Genomic DNA, 21,769 nt, shown 5'->3' on the forward strand with positions numbered 1-21,769 from the left:
AAGAGGCCTCTAGGAGGCCGAGCACATACCGAGCCAGAACATCATCGAGCGCGGGCGTGCGATCTGCGAATGCGACGAAATCATGCAAATCCTCCCGGTTCGATGGAATGAGGTGCGCTTTATAGATGTGTCAGTGGTGATTTGCAACGGGGCTCGCGCGAGATCACGCACGAGTGTTGCAAATTAGTGCGCGTCGCCGCTGGCGCCGAACGGCGAGGCCGGCCTCTTCAACAGTGTGACGAGCAGGGTGAGGCCGAGATAGAACAGCGTCAGGATGAAGAAAGCATCGCCGAAGCCCATCACCACGGCCTGGCGATGCACGAGCTGGCTGAGCTGCTTCATCGCCATCAGCGTGGAATCGCCAAGCCCCTGAAACTTCTGCATGAACATGGTCAGGGTTTCGGTCGCGGTCGCGTTGCCCCAGGTCACACGCTCCTGCAGGCGCGTAATGTGCAGATCGGTGCGGTCATTGAGCACGGTGTTGATGACGGCGAGACCTACGGCACCGCCGAGATTGCGCATCAGGTTGAAGAGGCCCGAGGCGTTCTTCACCCGGTCGGGCGCCAGCGTGCCGAGCGCGATGTTGTTGGTCGGCACCATCGCGAACATCATGCCGATGCCGCGCAGGATCTGCGGAATCAGCAACTCATAGAAATCGTAGTCGCGCGTGATCCAGGTCATCTGGTAGGAGCCGAGCGCGAACACGACGAGCCCGAACGCGATCATGTAGCGCATGTCGTACTTCGCCATGAGACGCCCGACCACCGGCGCGATCAGGAACATGGTGATGCCCGAGACGAACATGGTCTCGCCGATCATCAGTGCGCTGTAGCCACGCACTTCGGCGAGGTAGCGCGGATAGATGTAGGTCAGGCCGTAGAGGCCGATGCCGATGCAGAACTGAAGGACGCAGCCGATCGCGAAATTGCGGTTGGAAAAGGTGCGTAGATTGACGATCGGCTCGGCCGCCGTGAAGACGCGCCAGAAGAAGGCGATCGCCGAGATGCCGCAGATCCAGGCGCAGATCGCGACCGAGGGGTCCTGCATCCATTCATATTGCGGGCCTTCCTCCAGCACGTATTCCAGCGTGCCGAGGAAGCCGGCCATGAACAGCAGCCCCCACCAGTCGAAACGGTCGAGCAACTCGAAATGCGGCTCGTCGAAATCGACCAGCGCCAGCACGCCGATGGTGATGCCGATGCCAGGCACGATGTTGATGAAGAACAGCCAGTTCCAGGACATCAGGTCGGTGATGTAGCCGCCGACAGTTGGCCCGATGGTCGGAGCCAGCGTTGCGACGAGCCCGATGATGGGACCGACGATGTGGAATTTGGTGCGTGGGAAAACGGTGTAGGCCGAGGCGAACACCGTCGGGATCATGCCGGCGCCGAGAAAACCTTGCAGCGCGCGCCAGAGGATCATCTCCTCGATGGTGGTGGCGAAGCCGCAGAGCAGGCTCGATGCGGTAAAGCCTGCCGCCGAGATTGCGAACAACAGCCGCGTGCCGAAGGCGCGCGACAAGAATCCCGACAGCGGGATCGCGATCACTTCGGCGATCAGATAGGCGGTCTGGACCCAGGAGACCTCGCTAGAGCTTGCCGACAGGCCGGCCTGGATTTCACTCAGGGACGCCGAGACGATCTGGATGTCCAGGATCGACATGAACATCCCGAACACCATGATGATGAAAGCGAACAACCGCTTCGGTGCGATGCGCTCCGAAGCGGGGTCCGCCATCATGGCAGGTGAAGCGGTCGTGGCGTTCGCCATGGTCTGACCTCGCGGCGCAGGCGCGCTACTGCGGATGGATCATGGTGGCGTCGTCGAGATCGACCTCGCTGTCGGCGTCGGCCGCGCCCTTGTTGGTGTCGACCGTTGCAGTGACCGACATGCCGGCGCGGAGCAGGTTTTGCTTCGCGACCGACTTCGGCACGCGGATGCGGACCGGCACGCGCTGCACGATCTTGGTGAAGTTGCCGGTGGCATTGTCAGGCGGCAGCAGCGTGAACACCGAGCCCGCGCCCGCTGCGATGCTGTCGACGACACCGGAGAACTTGCGCATGCCGTAGGCATCGACCTTGATCGTCACAGGCTGGCCGGGGCGGATGCGCTTGAGCTGGGTCTCCTTGAAATTGGCGTCGATATAGACGTTATCGAGCGGCACGACGTTGCCGAGCCGCTGGCCCACCGCGACGAAATCGCCGGCACTGACGAGGCGGTTCGAGAACGTGCCGTCGACCGGCGCGCGCACCGCGGTGAAGGCGAGATCGCGCTCGGCCTTGGCCAGCGTGGTCTTGAGCTCGGCGAGCTGCGCCTGCGCTTCGGCCTGCTGCGCCTTGGCGACGTCGACATTGCTGAGCGCGACGTCGTAAGCGGCTTGCGCGGCCTTGACCGCGGCAGCGCCCTGGTCGCGTCCGGCTTCGGAGCTCTCGAAGGTGGCGCGCGAGGCAAAACCCTTGTTGCTCAGCGCCTGCTGGCGCTCATAATCGAGGTCGGCGCGCTTGAGGCCGGCTTCAGCGGAGACGAGCTGCGCCCTGGCCTGCGCGACCTGGCTGTCGAGCGCCGCGACCTGGCGGCCGATGCGATCGATGGTGGCCTGCTGGGTCGCGATCCTGGTCGCGGCGGCGTCGACCGCGATCTTGTAGTCGCCGTCGTCGATGCGGAAGACGATGTCGCCGGCGCGCACCGTCGTGTTGTCGCCGGCGAGGATCGAGGAGACGTGGCCGGCAACACGCGCGCCCAGCATGGTGTTGTTGGCGCGGACATAGGCGTCGTCGGTCGCAACGTAGAAGCGGCCGACCAGCGTGTAATAGCCGGCATAGCTCGCCGCCGCGAGCGCCAGCACGAGCCCTACTCCCATCATCACGAATTTGCGCTTGCCGGACTTCGGCGCGCCGGCGGCGGGCGCGTCTGGGGCTGCGGCCGGCTTGTCGGTCACGGGCTTCTCCGGCGCCTCGCTGGGACGGCGCTTGGTTTCCTCGGCCACATGAGAGCGCAACTGCTCGGCGAGAGCCACAGACGTCTCGGTGGCAGCGTCACCACCCGCGGGCGCCGGCGTCTCCACGGCGTCCGGGCGAAGGACGCGCGCAGCCTGGTCTCTCACTACGGCCATGGAGGCCTCCCCAAAAAAGCGCGATGAGGGACAACCCGCCCTACGGCCGGTTCCCTCTCACCCATCCCAAATATCATTGACCGAACGGTTCGGTCAATATAGATAATACCCGAACGGACCCTACCGGCCCGAATCCTTTATTTCGGTTTCATCACCCTGGACCGATGCAAAAACTTTCCGAGACCCTGAACCAATGGTTGTACCCGGCCGCGAACATCTCCACGTCGTCCAGGAGGAGGACAGCTCCAAACGCCGCCAGATCCTGGACGGGGCCCGCAAGGTGTTCATGGATCTCGGGTTTGACGGTGCCAGCATGGGCGAGATCGCCCGCGCTGCGCAGGTCTCCAAGGGCACGCTTTACGTCTACTTCGCCGACAAATGCGCGCTGTTCGAAGCCATCCTCGAGCAGGAGGCGCTCCAGCACGGGCAGGTCGCGTTCAATTTCGATCCGGCACGCGATGTTGAAACCACGCTGAAGGATTTCGGCCGGGCCTACAACCGTCTGCTGTGCCGGCCCGGCGGCGGATCGGCGATCCGCACCGTGATGGCGATCGCCGAGCGCATGCCCGATCTCGGCCGCCGCTACTATGCGCGGGTGCTGGACAAGTCGATCAACCGCCTCTCCGACTATCTCAAAGCCCAGGCCGCCGCCGGCGATCTCGATATCGACGATTGCGATCTGGCGGCGTCGCAATTCATGGAACTGTGCAAGGCCTCGCTGTTCCTGCCCTTCGTCTTCCAGGCCGCGCCCGCACCGTCGGAAGAGCGCATGAGCGAAGTCGTCGACAGCGCGACGCGGATGTTCCTCGCGGCGTACGGGGCGAAGTAGCGGCAAGGCGGGCCTGCGTTGCAGGCCGCTCCGGCGGCATTATATTCGGGCTCATGTCCCGTGATCTCCGCCCGCCCGTCGATATCCTCCATTACGAGATTGTCCAGGAACAGGCCTCCGCACTCGGACGGATGGGCCGCACGCTCGAACAGGCGCTGGCGCGCCTGCGCGAGTTCGACGCCGCCCATGCCCTCCCCGAGGTGCCGGCCGCGATGCAGCCGGCCCGACGCAAGCTGGTGATGGAAGCCGGCCACGCGCTCTGGATGTTGGTGGTGCAGCGTGAGGCATCCGGCTTGCGCGACAGCCGCCACATCATGCGGACCTACAATGTCCCGGCCGAGGTGCAGTGCTGCATGGGGCTGGTGCCGGCAGCGTCGAAGCCTGAAATGATTTCTACGGGGCGCTAGACAAGGCCGGCCGTTACCACGGCAACGATTGCGATGGCTGCGAGCGCCTAGAAAGAGGCCATGGTCGAATGGCCGCTTGGGCACAGATTCTGATGATGGCAATACGTTTCGATCGCCGAGGTAGCAACAGCTACGCCAAACCTTCATCGGGAATATTGAGAACAGCGCCGCATGCTTTGCAATGCACGGCATCGCTCTCATGCCGCTGCAGTCCGCAAGTTGGGCAAGGAAATCTGACCTTGTTCGGACTCAACAATGCGCGCGCAAGATTGAAGAACAGGGTTACGCCGAAAATCATGATCACGACGGTTATCAAACGACCTATTGTGCCTGGCAGGGTGATATCGCCAAAGCCAGTCGTCGTCAGCGCGGTCACAGTGAAATACAGCGCGTCAGCATAATTCCGAATCTGATCGTTACGAAACTTCTGGGTCTCGTAGACTATCCCCGTCATGACAAATATGAAAACCGCAAGATTGGTGACGGCAAAGATGACCTCCTCGTTGCGACGGAAGAATGAGGAATCCATGCGCAACCTGGCGAGCATCTGGTAGTCACGAAGCAGTCCCAGTGTCCGCAAAATCCGCAGAAAGCCGCCAGCCTCGCCAGCGAGGGGCGCCAGGAATGAAACGATGGCGACCATGTCAGCCCATGTCGAGAGGCGGCCGAACTTTCGAAGCGGATGCCGGTCGGCGAGTAGCCGTGCTGAAAAATCGGCCAATATCATTGCGCCGAATAGCAGGTCGAAGGTTTCGATGATCTCACTGGGGTGCAGGAACGACGTCCCGATGATGAACAGTATGGTCACAACATCAAACGCGAGCAAAGCATAGCGGAAACCAACGGCGCTGGGCGTTGTACCCTCGTAGAGGCGACGGACGCGGCTTCTCAGGGAGGTGTGGTTCACAGCTGCCATGCTCGCAGTTTGCACAGATGATAGCAGCTGGGACAACCTCGCGCCCTGGGAGATCTAAGTCAGTGCGACGAGTTCGAGCTAGTCGACGCTTCCGTGACAGTCCGCAGCACAAGCGTCAGGTGGCTGTTACCGGGATGGATTGTCGTCGGCACAACCTCGATGCTATCGGCTCCAAGTTCGCCTGCTTTCTTCCACTGAAACGCAGCGCCGGATCTGCTGTAGACATTCACCCTTTTTGTTTCTCTTCCGCGCTTCTTCCATCCGAGCTTTTGGAGCGTTCTTCGAAGCGGTCAGCGCCCTTCGCTAAATCGTGTCCCGTCTTGCTCTCGTTTTTCGCTTCGTCCTTAGCAGCCGCCTCGCGCAGGCCTTCAGCGGCGCGTTCCCCAGCTTTTGACGATTTTCGTTCGTCATCCATGTGAAGCACCTTTCCTGATAAACAACACGCTTCTCCAGGACTAATCCGTGCCTGTCCCAGATTGGCCATAACAAACTTCAACCGGATCGCTTGGAGATTGTTCCAGTTCGGTTGAAGCTAGTGCGTTTGCTGGCCCAAAGCTGATGTCAGACGAGCCGCGCAGTCCCTGTGCGCTAAAGGACTATCGAAGATTACAAGCAGCATGTGCGCTCCGGTCACAAGCGCCCATCATGCTCAAGGCGGAGACTTCCGTTGCGTCGGTAAGCTGACCCTACTGGTCCACGCCTACTGCTACCTGCTTGCGGAGCGCGGCGAGATCGTTGACGACCATCTTGGTCGGGCCGGTCCAGATGATGCCGTCGTCCTGGAGGCGGCTGAGGATCAGGCTGATCGACTGGCGCGTCGCGCCGATCATGCGCGCGAGATTGGCCTGCGTGATGCGGCCGAGCGATATCGGGCCGCTCTCGTCCTGGGCCGCGTTCTCGCACAGCTTGACCAGCAGCAGCACCAACCGTTCCGCCGCCTTCTGCCCGGCCAGCGTCTGCGCCAGCATCGAATAGGTCTCGCCCTTGAAGCCGAGGCACTCGATCAGCGCGACTGCGAACGGCGGCGACTGCGCGATCAACCGGCGGACCGCATCCTGGTCGAGATGCAGTGCTTCGACGCGCCCGAGCGCGCGGGCCGACCAGCTGTGGCGGTGATCGCCGAGGATATAGGGCGCGCCGACGAAGTCGCCGGCCTCCCAGGTCGACAGCATCAGTTCGCGCCCCTGCGTGCCGGCATGGGTGCTTTCGACGATCCCGTTCAGGATGATGTGGATGCCGTTTGCGGGCTCGCCCTCCCGCAGCAGATATTCGCGGTTCTGGTAGGTCGCGAGCCTGCCGGTTCGCATCACCAGCTCCAGATCGGGCTTGTCCAATGCCTTCAGCACATAACGTCCGGTCCCGGGCCGTGGCAGGTCGGCGCGCGGCTCAGCTGGATCGGCCACCTCATGCGCATCGCTGCGCCCCACGATCGGTCTCCCTTCGAGTGACGGCTCGAAGGCTAGGAGGTCTCCGCTCGGATTGCAACGCGGCGCAGATGTTCTGGCTCGGCCGAAGCCCCCATGAAAGCGCAAGCCAGATCGGTGAGCAGGCGCTCCCGGCCGGCCGGCGCCAGGAACGTGATGCCATAGGGCACGCCGGCTGCGGTGACGGCGTTCGGAACGGCGATGGCGGCCAGCCCAAGCGGGTTGGCGTAGTTGGTGTAATAGCCGTTGTTGAAGTTGGCCGTCAGCGGATCGCGCGCGACGTCGTCGATGCTCAGCACGGTGCCGACCGTCGGCACGACCAGCGCATCATGAACTTGCCAGAAATCGCGCAGCGACCGCTGGACCTCCTTGACCTTGTAGAGCGCACGATAGGCGTCGGCCGCCGTGAACTTGCGGCTGCCGATGACGAGGTCGCGCACGATCTTCACGCCCGCCTCCGGGTTGGCGTCGAGGAATGCGCCGACCGAGACGTCCCGCTCGGCGAGGAAAGGTCCGAAAAACATCAAATCGTTGACCGAAATGAACGGCGCGAAATCGACCAATGCGACCGACAGATCGAGCTGCCGCAGCTTGCGGAGTCCATCGCCGAACAGCGCCTCCGTCTCCGCATTGCCGAAGAACCTGAGCTGATCCGGACGCGGCGTTGCGATGTTGAGCGGCCGCGCCGGAGATGCCTGCTCCGTCCATCCGGCGGAATCCACCGGTGAAAAACAGTCCTCGACGTCGCGCCGCGCCAACACGCGATAGATCTCGTGGCCATCGCGGGGATCGCGCGTGTAGAGCGAGATGGTATCGAAACTACGGCACGCGTAGACCATGCCGCGCTGACTGAAGGCGCCGGGCGCCGGCTTGAAGCCGGTCACGCCACAATAGGACGCCGGCACCCTGCCCGATCCGCCGGTATCGGTGCCGAACGCAAAGGACGAGGTGCCCGTCGCGACCGATACCGCTGCGCCCGAGCTGGAGCCGCCGGGGATGTAGTCGGGGTTGTGCGGGTTGCGGGCGATGCCATAGGGCGAGCGCACGCCGACGAGGCCGGTCGCGAACTGATCCATATTGGTTTTGCCGAGATAGATCGCGCCGGCGGCGATGGCGTCGGCAACAACCGGGCTCGTGTCTTTCGCGGTGTAGGCGAATTCCGGGCAGGCCGAGGTGGTCCGCTCGCCGGCCACGTCGATACAGTCCTTGACCGAGAACACGAGGCCGTAGAGCGGCAGCTCGCCGATCTCGCCAATGCGGGCATCGAGCGCGCACGCCCTTGCCATGACGCTTTCGGGATTTGCCGTCGAGATCCAAACGCCGCTCTGGTCGGCGTCGTCAAGGCGCGAAAGCACATGCGCGGCGACATCGGACGGCTTGAGCTCACCGCGGCGATAGGCGGCGCGGAGGTGGCGAGGTGCGATATTCATGTCGGTCACGTACGTGCGGGGATTGGCAATGCGCCGGCGGGACAAGCCCGCCGGCACCGATCCTAGCGGCCGATCACCTTCTCCAGATAGGCGGGCTGGATGAAGGCTTCGAAGTCGGCGCGCGGCAGCAGCTTCGGCAAGCGCTCCTGCTTCACCAGGAAATCGGCGGTCGAGATCAGCGTGTCGACGAACTTGCCCTTTTTCGCGGACGTGCCGAGATACTCCTCCGTGAGCTGCTTGTTGCAGGGGATCATCCCGGTGCCCTTCATCATTCGCTGCGCATCCTCGATGGGCAGCGAAAGCTCTTCCGCGATGATCTCCGCGGTCTTCTCCGGGTTCTTCAGCCAGAAATCGATGCCTTCGCATTCGGCCTTGATGAACTTGTCGACGTAGGACGGATACTTCTCCGCGAACGCATTCATGACGACGCCGATGTCCCAGGTCGGGTAGCCGCGCTTGGCCATCTCGCCCGAGGTGACGAGGATCTTGCCGCCGTTCTTCACGGCCTTGCCGAGATTCGGCTCCCAGAACCAGGCCGCGTCGATGTCGCCGCGAAGCCAGGCCGCCGCGATGTCCGACGGCGCGAGGTCCAGAATCTTCATCGAGGCGGGATCGACACCCTCCTCCTTGAGCGCCTGGAGCAGGAGGTAGTGCGTCGTGGAGCCGAACGGCGCCGCCACCGTCTTGCCCTTGAGGTCCTTGAGCGAGGTGATGTTCTTGTCGGCGCGGACCACCATCGACTCGACGTAGTCGAGCATGTTGATCACCAGGATGCCCTTGATCGGCAGGGAGCGCGTCGCGCCGATCGCGGTCGGCGGGTTGCCGAGGCCGCCGAAGTCGACGTCGCTGCCGGCGATCGCGCGCAGCATGTCGCCGCCGCCGCCGATCTTGACGTATTTGATGTCGACGCCCGGCATCTCCTTGGCGAGCAGGCCAAGATGCTTGGTGACCAGTTGCGCATTCACCAGGTTCAGATAGCCGACGGTCACCTTCGCCGGCTTGTCCTCGGCGCGGACTGCGGCCGTGAGCGCCAACGTGGTTACCGCGAGCGTCGCAATCAGTCTCTTCATGGAGGTCTCCCCTACGATCAGAATTGGATTCAGGCCCACGGCATCAACAGTTTCGCGATGCCGCGCATAAAGAGGTCGAGCACGACGCCGGTGAGACCGAGGACGATCAGCCCCATGATCACGACGTCGGAGAGCAGGAATTTTGCCGCGTCCCAGATCATCCAGCCGATGCCGGCGGAGGCCGCGACGATTTCGGCGGCGACGAGAACGGTGTAGGTGAATCCAAGCGAGATGCGCATGCCGGCCAGAATCAGCGGTCCCGCCGCCGGCAAATAGACGTGAAACAGCAAATGGCGCCGGGTCGCGCCGAGCGACTGGGCGGCGCGCACATAGACCGGGTCCACGCTGGTGACGGCCTGGATGGTCGAGATGACGATGCCCGGCAAGCCGGCAAGAAACAGCAGCGACAGCTTCGAGCTCTCACCGATGCCGAGCCACATCACCAGCAGCGTATAAAGTCCGAGCGGCGGCAGTGGCCGGTAGAACTCGATCAGCGGATTGAGCAGCGCGCGCGCGTTGCGCGACACGCCCATGAGGACGCCGAGCGGGATGCCGATCAGGCAGGCCAGCGTGAAGGCCGTGAGGATGCGATAGAGGCTTGCGCCGAGATGCTGAAGCAGGGTCGCGCCCTGATATCCCTTCGTCATCGTCTTGACGAACGCGGCCCAGACCGCCTGCGGCTTCGGCAGGAACAGCTCGTTGGCCCAGCCCATCTCCGTGACGATGGCCCAGCCGGCCAGCAGCACGGCCACGGTCAGCGTCGAGAGCAGCACCGATCGCGAGACCTTCGGAAGCCGCAGCCGGAAGCTGCCGCGTCGGGTGCGATCCGGCGAGATTGGAATCGTCATGTGGGTCGCCTCGACGCTCATGTCCGCACTCCCAGGATCTGCATGATGGTCAGCGCGTAGATCCGCGTCGCCATCACCGACTTGGTGATCGAGATGTTCTCGTTGTCGACGGCCCAACCGTCTTCTCCGGGACCGAACGTCACCGCATTGATTCCGGCTTCGCGGAAGCGGATCGTGTCGTTGAAGGCATTCTTGCGGTTGACCCCGGGCTCGCGGCCCATCAGACGCCGGTAAACCGCGCGCAAGGAGCGGCAGGGCTCCTCCTCGACCGGCACCGGTTCGGTCGCGTTGACGAACAGCGAGCCCGGCACCTGGCGCACCTCGACCTTGACGTCGTTCACGCCCGCAAAAGTGTCCCGTCCGAGACGCTCGATGTCCGCAATCACGCTCGATAGCGTCATGCCCGGCACGATGCCGACCACGGCGAGCGTGATGGTGCAGGCATCCGGAGAGAACTGCATCTCGCCGGGCAGGCCGGACCGAATCCGCACCACGGCGCAGCAGGGCGGCGTATGCCCCATGAACTTGCTGGGGACATGGGTGAACGCCATGTCCTTCAACCTCGGCAACAGCTTTGCCGCTTCCATGATGGCGTTGACGCTGATGTCCGGTCGCCAGATGTGCGACTTGATGCCGTGAACGGTGAGCTCGATCAGGCAGTGGCCGGAATTGGCCACCGACAGGTTCATGCCCCAGTCCGTGTTGACGTCGCCCCAGGCGGTCGGCTCGGCGGTGATCTCGTAGTCGGCGGTCAGGCCAATCTTGTTGAGCATGTAGATGGAGCCTTCGGTGCCGTTCCGCTCCTCATCGACGGTGTAGCAGCACATCAAGGTGCCATCGAACTTCACGCCCGCTTCGGTCAGCGCCTGCACGGCGAGCAAGGATGCCGCCAGGTTTCCGCGCGTGTCGGACGTGCCGCGCGCATAGAGCAGATCGCCGTGGCGCGTCGCCTTGAACGGATCGAAATCCGTCATGTGCCATTTCTCGGGCTCGACGGCCGGATAGGTGTCGAGATGGTCGTTGAGAATGAGCGAGGGGGCGCCGTCCCGTCCCTTGAGCACGCCCAGCACGTTCGGCCGGTGCGGCTGCGCGCTGTGCTTGGTGACCTCCATGCCAAGCGCTTCGAGCTTGCCCGCGACCAGCATCGAGATCGCCTCTTCCTCGGCGGGCGGCAAATCGGGATCCAGCGGATTGCCGGAACGGGGCTGACCGGTGCGGATCAGCTCGGATGCCAGTTCAAGCCAGCGCTCCTCCGTGATGCGCGACAGCACGCGCTGTTCGAGATCCGAATAAGGAGGGCTGACAGGCATCTGCATGACGGGATCCGCTGGCTCACGGCGCCGGCAGCGCCGCTTCGTGGCGGCCTCCTCATTGCAGCGACCGTGCCAACTGCGGGAAAAGCCCGTCACGGCAGGATTGTATTGATGATTTCAATGGCTTAGGCAAGATTTGCGCGTGCGCAAATTTTTGCGCCCGAGATGCGCTCTGCCAAAGACGCGGCGTCGCCTGAACAGGCAGGGCTCAGCGCGAGGCGGGCCGGCATGGGGTCGTAGCCCGCATGGAGCGAAGCGGAATGCGGGAACGCCTTGCCTGGATTGCGCCGCCCGTAATCCAGGCTACGGGCCACGCGCAATCCTCAATCATCGGCGTACTCGTCCTCTTCGTGCTTTCGCGCCATGCTCTTGCGCGTACCCAGCGAGCCGGTCACGGAGGGATCGCGTGCATTCGCATAGGGATTGTGCCCGCCCGCGCGCCCGGCGACCTCTTCGCCGGAGACGGCGGCGGGCTGGCAGATCAGCCGGCGGCTGGCGCGGCGCATCAGATCGACGTGGATGTGATCGTAATGATAGACGTTCGAGCCCGGCGCCAGCACCGTGGTGAAATGCACGCACGCGCCCGACTGCACGTCGCGCAGGAATCCCTGCTCTTCCGGCATGCCGCGCCAGCCATCCTTCACGGTGACGCGGCGGCCGTCGGCGAGCACGAAGGCGGCGATGTCGAGCGCATTGCCGAAGGCGTGCTCGGAAATATGGGCATGCGAATTGCCGTTCATGCCGCGGCAGGAATAGGCGGAGATCTGCTTGATCTCCGCGACGCGGGTGCCGAACCAACGCATCGCCGAGGGCTGCACGGTGTCGGCGAGCCAGCGGTCGAGCTCGGATACGATCGGACAGGCCAGCGTGGCAACCGGCTTGATCGCAACAGGGCCGACGGCGGTGACGGGATCGCCCCGTGCCGGACCAAGACGCGGCAGCGGTTGCTGCGCGGGCGCCTGCGAGTACGGCGCCGGCCGCGCTGGATAGCTCGGCGCATTCATGTAGCGCGACGCGCCCGCGGCATCGGTGCCCTCGGGCGGCAAATCGATCTCGTCCTCCTGCTGCGCCACGCCGGGCGCATTCAACGGCATCGGGCCAGGCGAAGCGCCATAGCCGGAAGGCTGCCGCACCGCGCTCTCGGGATAGTTCGAGCGTTGCGGATAGTTCTGGCTTTGCGGGTAATTCGATCGGGGCTGCGTCACCGGCCAGCGCGGCTGGTTGCCGATGCTCCCGGGCGGACGCAATTCCTCATCGGCGAAGCCGTAGCTGCTCGAGGCTTCGCCGAGGGCGGCGACCTTGAGCGGAAACTCCGCGCCGCACATGCCCGGCCCGGAAATCGGGTCGATGCGGACGAGATCCGGCCCTTCTTTCACCGCGCCTGATTTCAGGCATGCGGCTTCGGCCTCGGCCCGCCACGGTTCACGTTCGGCCTGGAAGACGCCGCGTCCGCAACCCGCTAACGAAACAAGGACGATGGAGCCGACGAGATACAAACGAACTCCGCGCGTCATGCACGCACGTTCGGTGAATTTACTTAAAGACTCTTCAACGTGTTGATTTCAGTGTTCTTTAACCATGTCGGCCGGCGCCAGCAGGAGCGCTGCCGGTGAACGAGCGACAGCAAGGCTGACTTTTTCGAAAAGAGACTCTCTGTTAACCATGATCCTCTCGCGCAAGGCGGCGCGACAGCGGGAGCGACCTCATGACGTTCGCCGGGAGACTGAGCGTTATCACCGCGTACCTCGCCATGGCCTTTGTCGGTGCCATCGTGCTAGGCATGATCTAGCGGCTTCAGCCGGAGGTATCGAACGCTTCCCTTACGACCGCGCGCTCCACTGCCGCGACGTCGTGATCAGCTTCTCCGGCCGCTCTTCGGCTCGCGTCCAGTCGTTGCCGGAACACCAGAAATGGCCCAGTGCGCAGGCTTCGACGTGAAGCTTGCCGGAGCTCTTCAGCGTCATCCTCGCATAATAGGTACTGCCGCTGGAGCGGCTGTAGATGTTGCCGGTCCAGACGTCGTGCGTTTTCGGCTTCATGTTGACGAGCACGCTCTCGCCCCTGGTCGATGCTTCAGTCAGCGCGAAGCCGCACAGTGCAGGACCGCAGCGTTCGATGCGGACCGTGCCCTTGGCGCCTGCGCTCTCCCATTCGCCGAGCGGCAAATAGGAGAGTTCGTCGTCGCCGCGCTCAGGGCTCGTCACGGCCTGCTCGAGCTGCGGCCTTGGCGCGACGACGAGTGCCTCCATGCGCGGCGGATCGAGCGCGACGGTCTTCGGCGGATCCGTCTGCGGTAGCTCCACCCGTGGCGGATTGGAGCTTGGCGCCTGCGGCAGGACAATTGGCTGCGAGGTCGTTGAGGCAAGGATAGGAGCCGTCTGCGCCGTCGCAGGCGCGACCGCAATCGCTTGCGCTGGCCTGACCGGAGCCACGGGATAGAGCGGCTGCGGCGGCGGAAGCACCGGCGCAGGGGCTGGCGTCGTGTCGACGTCAGGCCGAAAGCTGCGATGGGAGGAAACCGAGACACAGGAAGCCGATCGGCAATTCCTGGGCGCCTCGACCTGAAATCGATGACCGCCAATCGAGAACGCGTAAGACCCGGCCTCGGCTGCGGGCGCAATCGCCAGCAGCGCGATCAATGTGCCAAGCGAAGTCACAAGCCGCATCATCGGCGCCTCCCTCTGTGTGGCGACGACGTTACGCAAATGGAATCGCGACCGAATGTGCGCTGCGTCACCCAGCCGCGGCGAGCCGTTGTGACGTCTATCACAGAACGTCCGGCCAGCCCGGCGTAGGGTCGAACCACGCTTCATCCACCCGCGACTTCAGTCCCATCGGGACCACACATCTTCGGAGGTTGTCATGAACAAGCTCACCATCGCCGCCACCGCCCTCTTCCTCGCGTCCACCGCCGCCGCGCATGCCGGCAATGCGATCTCGTTCCAGATCGAAGGCCAGAACATCCGCATCGAGACGCCACGCAACTGCGCCTCGCTCAATTGCGTGACCATCGTCGCGCCGGGCCTCTCGGACAAGCCGATCAAGCTGAACAACATCAACCTCAAGGGTCTTGGCTCCAAAGATGATGACGTCGACACCACGCCGGCTCCTGCCACGACCGCGCAGCCCGCGCCGGCTCCGGTGCAGCAGCATCCCGTGCAGCAGCCCCCGGTGCAGGCGACTGCGCCGGCAGCGCCGGCTATCGCGGCACCGAGCACGACGGTTGCCGCTGTTCCGTCCGTCGGTTACGACGCCACGACGCAGACCGCGCCCGTTGCGGCTCCCGCTCCTGCGCCCGCGCCGGTCGCGGTTGCTCCGGCCCCGGTGCCCGCCGTGCCTGTCGCGGTTGCCAACACACCGATCGGCGTCTGGGCCACCGAAGAGAACAAGGGCAATGTCCGCGTCGAACAGTGCGGCGTCAATCTCTGCGGCTACGCCGCAAAGACCAACGAGCGCATCCTGATCAACATGAAGCCCGACGGCGCGAAGTGGAGCGGCCGTATCCACGATCCCGACTCCGGCCGCAATTACGACTCGACGATCGCGATAAAGGGCCCGAATGCAATGCGCGTGCAGGGCTGCGCCTTCGGCGGCATGTTCTGCGGCGGCCAGACCTGGAAGCGCGTGAGCTGACGCCGCAGGCGTCGTCTCCAACACATGCACATTCTTCGTCATGCCCGGGCTTGTCCCGCCTGCGCGGCCGAAGCCGCTTCGGCGAGGCGAAGGCCCGGGCATCCGCGTTCTTAGTCCCGCGCTTCAAGGCGTGGATTGCCGGGGCAAGCCCGGCCATGACGGTGGAGAGGCTTGGCCGCAAGCTAGCATCGCGTACCGTTTGAACGTTCACCGCCTCCGTGCGATAGACATTCATCCGCCGTTCAGCTGTACGCGGCTGATATCGGTCGATCTCTCACCGGGATTCTTCGTGACTCTTACCGTGGCCTGGCGCCGCTTCATGTTCGCGCTTGTGCTGCTGGCGTCGCCGCCGGCCGGCGCGAGCGTTGCGTTCGGATTCGATGCGATCGAGCTTGCGCAGGCGCAGCCAGAAGCGCAACCGTCGCCCGCCCCTTCGCCGACGCCATCGGCTTCACCCGCTCCCGCGACCGAGGCGCAGCCCGCTGCCGTCGAGCCGATCGGCAACGTTGCGACGGTGACGGGCATCGCGACCGTGATCCGCGACAAAAATTCCTATCCGCTGCGCGTGCGCGACGACATCTATCTCAACGACGTCGTGCAGACTTCGTCGAACTCATCGCTCGGCATCACCTTCGACGACGCGACCACGTTCAACCTCTCCGCCAGCACGAAGATCACCATCGACACTTACGTCTATGAGGACGGCGGCAAGCACAACGCAGGCATCTTCGACATCGGCAAGGGCACGGTCGCCTTCGTCGCGGCGGCGGTGGCAAAGACCGGCGACATGAAGATCACGACGCCGACGGCCACGCTCGGCATCCGCGGCACCACGGGCGTGGTCGAGGTGCCGGAAGGCGCGGCCGCGAACAAGACCAACAACGTCAACATCAAGCTCTATCCCGACGCCGATGGCCGGGTCGGACACATCGACGTCGACGACCGCACAAGTGGGACCCGGCTCGGCGCGCTGACGCAAGGCGCGAGCGGTTTTGCGATCCGGCCGGGCGCAGCCGCGGCCGGCGTCATGCGCTTTGCCGCGGTGCCGATCACGATTCCCGCACAGCAGATCGCGCGCGACCGCGGCTTCGTCAGCCAGGTGCATCTGGCGCAAACCACGGGCCGGCAGATCGTCACCGAGCAGCGCGACTTCCGCCGCGCCAATCCGACCGCGAGCCCGCGCATTCCGCGGCCGTTCCAGCCGCCGCAACAGCAACAATTGCGGCCGAACACGGCGCCAGGACAACAGCCGCAACAGCCGCAGCGGCAGGGCCAAGCGCCGGGCCAAGGTGGCGCCGTGCAGCCCGGTACGCCGCGCGTAGGTCAGGGTCAGCAGCAACAAGGCCAGAAACAAGGCGCGGGACGTCCGGCAGGCCCACCGCGCGCCGGTCAAGGCACGCAGCCTGACGGCACCCCGCAAACCCGGCCGCGACGCGGTGGACAGAGTCCGACGCAGCCCGGCGGAGTCGCGCCGCCGCAGCCGGGCGGAACGCAACAGCAGCCCGGTCCGCAGCCGCAACTGCCGCGCACCGGCATGCAACCCGGCCAGCCGCCCGCTGCTCAACAGCCGGGCCTGCAACGCCCGGGCGGATTCCAGCAGCGCCTCCCCGCCGCACAACGCCCCGCAGCGCCGCGACGGCCAGCGCCAGTTCCGAAGGAGAAGGAGCGGCGGTGACTTTCTTCCTTCTCCCCTTGTGGGAGAAGGTGGCGCGAAGCGCCGGATGAGGGGTTCTATCGGCGAAAACTCATCGACAGCTTCACGCGTGGAGAGAGACCCCTCACCCGCCTCGCCGCTTCGCGGCGAGCCACCCTCTCCCACAAGGGGCGAGGGTGCACCGTCAACGCGGGGCGAGGTGAAGAAAACTCACGCCTCTCCGCGTAGCCAGGCTTTCATCTTCTGCAACAGACCGTGCCGCAACTCGCCCACCGAGGCTGCTTCAGCCGGTGTCAGTGTCTGCAAAGCCGCATCGACATCGTCGGTCGCCAGCGGTGGCGGCTCGGGCGCAGGCGAAGATGCAAGCCCCGCAGCCGCGAGCGCGATCGGGCCAACCTGGGTCAGGAACACGCGCTCATACTCGCGCGACAGCCGCGCGAGCGCGTCTTCCAGGGGCAGCCAGTCGACCGCCTTGATGTCGTTCATCAGCTTGCGGACGGGACCGCCCCCGGCCTCCATGCGCCAGAAATGCACGACCTTGGAGCGGCCACCGGACTGATAGACGAGCGTACCCAAAAATTCGTGGATGGCGACGTCGTGGCCGGTCTCTTCCCGCACTTCGCGATGCGCAGCTTGCTTCGGCGTCTCGCCGTCGTCGAGCTTGCCCTTGGGCAAAACCCATTCGTTGCGCTTGCGCTGGCGCACGACGGCAATCAGCGGCGGCGCACCTCGCCGCAGCACAATACCACCCGCCGCCATAACCGGCGCCCGCGTCATCATCCGATCCGTCGTCGTAGAAACGTCCCCACGAACGATATAGGCGGCCGACCCGGCAGATTGAAGGCTAGTTTTTTCTCAGCAACGCTTGACCCGCGCGAATGCGCGTGCCTTCGGCGACGCCGTCGCAGAAGGTGAAATCGCCGGGCGCGAGAATGATGATGGTCGAGCCGTGCTCGAACCAGCCGAGCTCCTCGCCCTTGCTCACGTTGACGTCGCAGGGAAAATTGACGGGCCCCCTGGTCTGCGCATTCAGCACCATGTCGAGGAAGTGCAGGCGGATGCTTGCCACCAGGATCGCGGCGACCGGCACCAGCGTCACGGCCTCGCCAGTTGATAGATGCGTGCGGATCACCGCGCGCTCGTTCTTGCAGAACAGACGCTCGACCCGCTTCAGCGCGATGGGGTTGACGTTCCAGACGTCGCCATGGATCAGCGTGACGCGCTCGATATGCGCGTCATAAGGCGCGTGGAAGCGGTGATACATGCTTGAGGTCAGCCGCAGCGTGACGAAGGACCCGTTGCGGTGCTGGTCGACCAGCACGGAATCGCCGAGCAAATCGAGCAGCGAGTACGGCGCGCCCTTGACCTGGAACAGCTCGGTATCGGCGATCCGGCCATGGGCGCCGACGATGCCGTCGGACGGACTCGCGACAATGGAGGGGTCCGGATCAAAGGGCCGCAGGCCCGGCTTGAGCTCCCGGGTGAAGCAGTCGTGCAGGCTCCGGAAATGGGTTTTGCGTGCCTCCGACAGATCGAGGTCGGAGAACAGCTTCCACAGCGCGATGGAGCCGTCCCGCACCAGCGGGTTCTCGATCTTGGAGAACCAGCCCATGAACCGGGTCAACGCGGCGCGCGGGATGCGGTTGGTCAACAGGAAGTTGAGGTCTTCCTGCTGGGTGAAAGAGGCGATGAGGGCTTTGACTGTCATGAATCTGTCAGCTCGCAGTATTAGCGCTTGTTGTCATGGAAACGACACTCCCGATTCTTTCTTTGTCCGTGGCCGCCGCAGCGTCTGCTGCCGCCGCCTTCCCGAAGATCAAGGCGCGGATCGAATTGTCCCGCGCCAAGCACCGCTCGCTCGCCGGACACTCCAAGATGTCGCGCCGGGTGGCAAAGCTGCTTCCGTTCTACGAATTCGAAGGCGATGCCTACTTTGCCTGCGACGGCGCGCCGGCGAACATCGCAGGCCTGCGCAGGGACGGCTTCTTCCGCCTCGCAAGCCTTTACGCCGAGCGCTACCCCAAGGGCCGCGCGATGACGAAGGAAGCGGCGGAAAAGATCTCCGACCTGCACTTCACCGAGACCTACCGCGTGCCTTTCCAGTTCTCGCGTCTCGTTCGCGAGCATTTGGGCACCTCGACCTTCGTGGAGTCCTCGCGCGGCGTCACCGTCACGGATGTCGACGGCAACACCTCCTACGACCTCACGGGGTCCTACGGCGTCAACATCTTCGGCAACGACTTCTACAAGGAGTGCATCGAAGGCTCCGAGAAGCGGGCGCACGCGCTCGGACCGGTACTCGGACCCTACCATCCCGTCATCCTCGAGAACGTGGCGCGGCTGTGCCAGATCTCGGGCCTCGACGAAGTGTCCTTCCATATGTCCGGCACCGAGGCCGTGATGCAGGCAGTGCGGCTCGCGCGCTACCACACCAGGCGCACGCATCTGGTCCGTTTCGCCGGCGCCTATCACGGCTGGTGGGGCGACGTGCAGCCCGGCGTCGGCAATCCGATTCCCGCGCACGAGACCTACACCCTCGCCGAGATGTCGGAGAAGACGCTGCACGTGCTGCGCACGCGCAAGGACATCGCCTGCGTGCTGGTCAATCCACTGCAGGGCCTGCATCCGAACGGCAACGCGCCCGGCGATTCCTCGCTGGTCGATTCCTCCCGGGGCGGTAATTTCGACCGCGCGGCCTACACCGAATGGCTCAAGCAGCTGCGCGAGGTCTGCACGGAGCGCGGCATCGTGCTGATCTTCGACGAGGTCTTCGTCGGCTTCCGTCTCGCTGCCGGCGGCGCCCAGGAATACTTTGGCGTCAAGGCCGACATGGTGACCTACGGCAAGAGCCTCGCCGGCGGCCTGCCGGTCGGCGTGGTCTGCGGCAAACGCGAGCTGATGCGCCGCTTCCGCGACGACCGCCCCGCCGACGTCTGCTTCGCCCGCGGCACCTTCAACTCGCACCCCTACGTCATGACGGCGATGGATGAGTTTCTGAGCCGGCTCGCCAGCCCGAATTTCCGCGCCGTCTATGACGGACTGGACGAGACCTGGAACGGCCGCGCGCAAAAGCTCAACCGAATGATGAGCGATGCCGACCTGCCGGTGCGGTTTGCAAATTTCTCGTCGATCTGGACGGTGAAATACACCACGCCGTCCCGCTACAACTGGATGCTGCAATATTATCTGCGCGCCGAAGGCCTGTCCTTGAGCTGGGTCGGCACCGGCAGGCTGATCTTCAGCCTGAACTACACCGACGCCGATTTCACCGAGGTCGCCGAGCGTTTCGTCCGCGCGGCCGAGAAGATGAAGGCCGACGGCTTCTGGTGGCACGATGGCGTCCTCACCAACAAGACCATCAAGCGGCAGATCCTGAAAGAGATGCTGGCCAAGCGCTTCGGGCGCTGAGGCTGGTTCCTCCAACGGCGTCATGGCCGGGCACAGCCGTCCGAAGGACGGCGTCGCTTCCGCTCGCCTATGCCCGGCCATCCACGCGTCTCCGCGCAAGACCTCCAAGACGTGGATGCCCGGGCCTTCGCCTCGCCGAAGCGGCTTCGGCCGCGCAGGCGGGACGAGCCCGGGCATGACGCAACCATCAGACATCGGAGGCCTTGGTGAGAACGGCGCGCTCAGGCGTGCTGCTCTTCGAGCGTGGGCTCACCGATGAGGCCCAGCGTGTGCTCGGGCTTGAGATGCAGGCCGGGATCCATCAGCTCGCCACGCATCAGCGCCAGCGGCGCGTTGCGGTAGAGCATCAAATCGTGGAAGGGGTCGGTCAGGATCTTCGTCATCCAGACGAGACCGGTCTCGACGTCGCGGATGAAGAACAGGTGCACCGTGCGGAACATGAGACCGCCGCCGCCGACGACGAGCCAGATCTTGGCCACTTGCCGCATGAAGTCGGTCGCGCCCGCCCAAGGCGTGAACAGTCCGAACAGAGTCGGATCGACCAACAGCACCACCGGCGACAGCGCCCAGATCGACATCAGCACCACCTTGCGCCGAAGGTTGTAGCCGACCTTGATCTCTTCCTTGTGCTCGTGCGTCGCCTGGTTGATCTGGTCGTAGCCATGCGGCTCGAAGAAGAAGTGGCCGGCCTGGCGCGAGGTCATCGAGACCAGCCAGCCCACCAGCGCGGAGACCATGGGGTCGACGAACAGCCAGACATAGGCGAACAGGAAGCTCAGCGCGCTGACGAAGTGCAGGCTCTGATTGATGCGGCTGTGGTGATAGTAGCGATGGTCGTCCCAGCGCTGGATCCGCAGCTGCTCGAGATAGTTCTTGATCATGCTCTCCCCCAAATGCTTTCGGGTTCAGGATTTACAGGGATTCGATGTAGGCCGTGTGACATCATCATTTTGTCATGTGACGATGCGCAGCGGCGCGATGACGCACGGGTTACGTGAGCTTGGATCAAGCCGCCTTGGCGACGTCGATCTTGCGGAATCGCACCAGCGAGAAATGACCGAGCGGCGGGATCAGGCGGCGCTCGGCGAGCTCGATGCCGTCGGCACCGGCCAGCCATTTGGCATAACGCGACCAGGCGAACTCGGCGGTGCGGAAACCGAGCGGACGTACCACCGGCTGCAGCTTCTGCTCGATGAAGCGGCGCATGCCGGTATCGGCGCTGACGCGGGTGAGGATGATCAGCTCCCCGCCCGGGCGCAGCACGCGGGCGAATTCGTCCAGCGCGACTTCCGGATTCGGCACGGCGGTGACGACGTATTGCGCCATCACGACGTCGAAGGAGTTGTCGGGGAATTCGAGCTTCTCGGCATCCATCACCGCGAGGCCTTCGACGTTCTCTAGGCCGCCCTCGGCGACGCGCTGGCGCGCCTTGTCGAGCATCGCCTCCGAGATGTCGGTGCCGAAGATGCGCAGATGCGGCGCGTAGAGCGGCAGCGAGATGCCGGTGCCGACGCCGACCTCGAGCACCCGGCCGCCGATCTTGTTGGTGGCCGCGATCGCGGCCTGCCGGCCTTTTGCGAACACGCCTCCGAACACGAGGTCGTAGACCGGCGCCCAGCGGTCATAGGCCTGCTCGACCGTGCCACGGGTAAGGTCGAGCTGCTGGGTGCCGTCAAGGTTCATGATCTTAGCCATCGATGAGGTTCTCGCTGTGGTCGAACGGGA

20 protein-coding genes are annotated in these 21,769 nt (G+C 64.4%); 5 read left to right on the top strand and 15 right to left on the bottom strand.

Annotated features, from left to right (window positions below):
* Positions 1–183: 183 nt before the first annotated feature.
* Both ACFQX9_RS13070 and ACFQX9_RS13075 read right to left on the bottom strand, forming a co-directional pair.
* Entirely contained in the window at positions 184–1,770 is a 1,587-nt protein-coding gene (locus tag ACFQX9_RS13070) for a DHA2 family efflux MFS transporter permease subunit (RefSeq protein WP_085349098.1), read from the bottom strand.
* Positions 1,771–1,795: 25 nt separating this feature from the next.
* The gene (locus tag ACFQX9_RS13075; RefSeq protein WP_377788815.1) at positions 1,796–3,112 is read right to left on the bottom strand and encodes an efflux RND transporter periplasmic adaptor subunit; all 1,317 of its coding nucleotides are present in this window, start codon (positions 3,110–3,112) and stop codon (positions 1,796–1,798) included.
* 193 nt (positions 3,113–3,305) lie between these two features.
* Between ACFQX9_RS13075 and ACFQX9_RS13080 the strand changes: the two genes are divergently transcribed.
* The gene (locus ACFQX9_RS13080) at positions 3,306–3,941 is read left to right on the top strand and encodes a TetR/AcrR family transcriptional regulator (protein WP_377788817.1); all 636 of its coding nucleotides are present in this window, start codon (positions 3,306–3,308) and stop codon (positions 3,939–3,941) included.
* 53 nt (positions 3,942–3,994) lie between these two features.
* Positions 3,995–4,348: a DUF6665 family protein gene (locus ACFQX9_RS13085; protein ID WP_377788819.1), complete on the top strand. Its 354-nt coding sequence runs from the start codon at positions 3,995–3,997 to the stop codon at positions 4,346–4,348.
* A gap of 130 nt (positions 4,349–4,478) precedes the next feature.
* On the opposite strand, the gene ACFQX9_RS13090 is transcribed toward ACFQX9_RS13085, so the two are convergent.
* From ACFQX9_RS13090 to ACFQX9_RS13130, 9 genes are all read right to left on the bottom strand, one after another.
* Positions 4,479–5,264 (bottom strand): potassium channel family protein, encoded by a 786-nt coding sequence (locus ACFQX9_RS13090; protein WP_035968996.1) that lies wholly within the window; start codon positions 5,262–5,264, stop codon positions 4,479–4,481.
* A 226-nt stretch (positions 5,265–5,490) separates the two neighbouring features.
* Positions 5,491–5,679, bottom strand: a complete 189-nt coding sequence (locus ACFQX9_RS13095; RefSeq protein WP_085385390.1) for a hypothetical protein — start codon at positions 5,677–5,679, stop codon at positions 5,491–5,493.
* Between the two features lie 271 nt (positions 5,680–5,950).
* Positions 5,951–6,691: a Crp/Fnr family transcriptional regulator gene (locus ACFQX9_RS13100; protein ID WP_085349104.1), complete on the bottom strand. Its 741-nt coding sequence runs from the start codon at positions 6,689–6,691 to the stop codon at positions 5,951–5,953.
* Positions 6,692–6,723: 32 nt separating this feature from the next.
* The gene (locus tag ACFQX9_RS13105; protein WP_377788822.1) at positions 6,724–8,118 is read right to left on the bottom strand and encodes an amidase family protein; all 1,395 of its coding nucleotides are present in this window, start codon (positions 8,116–8,118) and stop codon (positions 6,724–6,726) included.
* A gap of 62 nt (positions 8,119–8,180) precedes the next feature.
* Positions 8,181–9,188 (bottom strand): ABC transporter substrate-binding protein, encoded by a 1,008-nt coding sequence (locus ACFQX9_RS13110; protein ID WP_377788824.1) that lies wholly within the window; start codon positions 9,186–9,188, stop codon positions 8,181–8,183.
* 29 nt (positions 9,189–9,217) lie between these two features.
* The gene (locus ACFQX9_RS13115) at positions 9,218–10,057 is read right to left on the bottom strand and encodes an ABC transporter permease (RefSeq protein WP_085361422.1); all 840 of its coding nucleotides are present in this window, start codon (positions 10,055–10,057) and stop codon (positions 9,218–9,220) included.
* Positions 10,054–11,352, bottom strand: a complete 1,299-nt coding sequence (locus tag ACFQX9_RS13120; RefSeq protein WP_018454213.1) for a M20 family metallopeptidase — start codon at positions 11,350–11,352, stop codon at positions 10,054–10,056. The genes ACFQX9_RS13115 and ACFQX9_RS13120 overlap by 4 nt, the downstream gene beginning before the upstream one ends.
* A gap of 320 nt (positions 11,353–11,672) precedes the next feature.
* Complete coding sequence (locus ACFQX9_RS13125) at positions 11,673–12,863, bottom strand: extensin family protein (protein WP_377788827.1); 1,191 nt, start codon at positions 12,861–12,863, stop codon at positions 11,673–11,675.
* A gap of 306 nt (positions 12,864–13,169) precedes the next feature.
* Positions 13,170–14,018 (bottom strand): DUF2147 domain-containing protein, encoded by an 849-nt coding sequence (locus ACFQX9_RS13130; RefSeq protein ID WP_377788829.1) that lies wholly within the window; start codon positions 14,016–14,018, stop codon positions 13,170–13,172.
* Between the two features lie 193 nt (positions 14,019–14,211).
* On the opposite strand from ACFQX9_RS13130, the gene ACFQX9_RS13135 reads away from it, so the two are divergent.
* Entirely contained in the window at positions 14,212–14,982 is a 771-nt protein-coding gene (locus ACFQX9_RS13135; protein ID WP_377788831.1) for a DUF2147 domain-containing protein, read from the top strand.
* A gap of 319 nt (positions 14,983–15,301) precedes the next feature.
* Entirely contained in the window at positions 15,302–16,657 is a 1,356-nt protein-coding gene (locus ACFQX9_RS13140; RefSeq protein WP_085349141.1) for a FecR domain-containing protein, read from the top strand.
* A 189-nt stretch (positions 16,658–16,846) separates the two neighbouring features.
* Here the strand turns inward: ACFQX9_RS13140 and ACFQX9_RS13145 are convergent, their stop codons facing one another.
* Entirely contained in the window at positions 16,847–17,413 is a 567-nt protein-coding gene (locus ACFQX9_RS13145) for an NUDIX hydrolase (protein ID WP_377789036.1), read from the bottom strand.
* 67 nt (positions 17,414–17,480) lie between these two features.
* A complete protein-coding gene (gene asd / locus ACFQX9_RS13150; protein ID WP_377788832.1) occupies positions 17,481–18,344 on the bottom strand; it encodes an archaetidylserine decarboxylase in 864 nt (287 codons plus the stop codon).
* Positions 18,345–18,379: 35 nt separating this feature from the next.
* On the opposite strand from asd, the gene ACFQX9_RS13155 reads away from it, so the two are divergent.
* On the top strand, positions 18,380–20,044 hold the full coding sequence (locus ACFQX9_RS13155; RefSeq protein ID WP_377788834.1) for an aminotransferase class III-fold pyridoxal phosphate-dependent enzyme: 1,665 nt from the start codon (positions 18,380–18,382) through the stop codon (positions 20,042–20,044).
* A gap of 221 nt (positions 20,045–20,265) precedes the next feature.
* Here the strand turns inward: ACFQX9_RS13155 and ACFQX9_RS13160 are convergent, their stop codons facing one another.
* Positions 20,266–20,925 carry a hypothetical protein gene (locus ACFQX9_RS13160; RefSeq protein ID WP_085349114.1) on the bottom strand — a complete coding sequence of 220 codons (660 nt, stop codon included), beginning with the start codon at positions 20,923–20,925 and terminating at the stop codon, positions 20,266–20,268.
* A 124-nt stretch (positions 20,926–21,049) separates the two neighbouring features.
* The gene (locus tag ACFQX9_RS13165) at positions 21,050–21,739 is read right to left on the bottom strand and encodes a methyltransferase domain-containing protein (protein WP_026232678.1); all 690 of its coding nucleotides are present in this window, start codon (positions 21,737–21,739) and stop codon (positions 21,050–21,052) included.
* Positions 21,740–21,769 lie beyond the last annotated feature (30 nt).

Origin of the sequence: Bradyrhizobium sp. GCM10028915 (assembly GCF_042666195.1) — a bacterium.
GTDB lineage: Bacteria > Pseudomonadota > Alphaproteobacteria > Rhizobiales > Xanthobacteraceae > Bradyrhizobium > Bradyrhizobium canariense_D.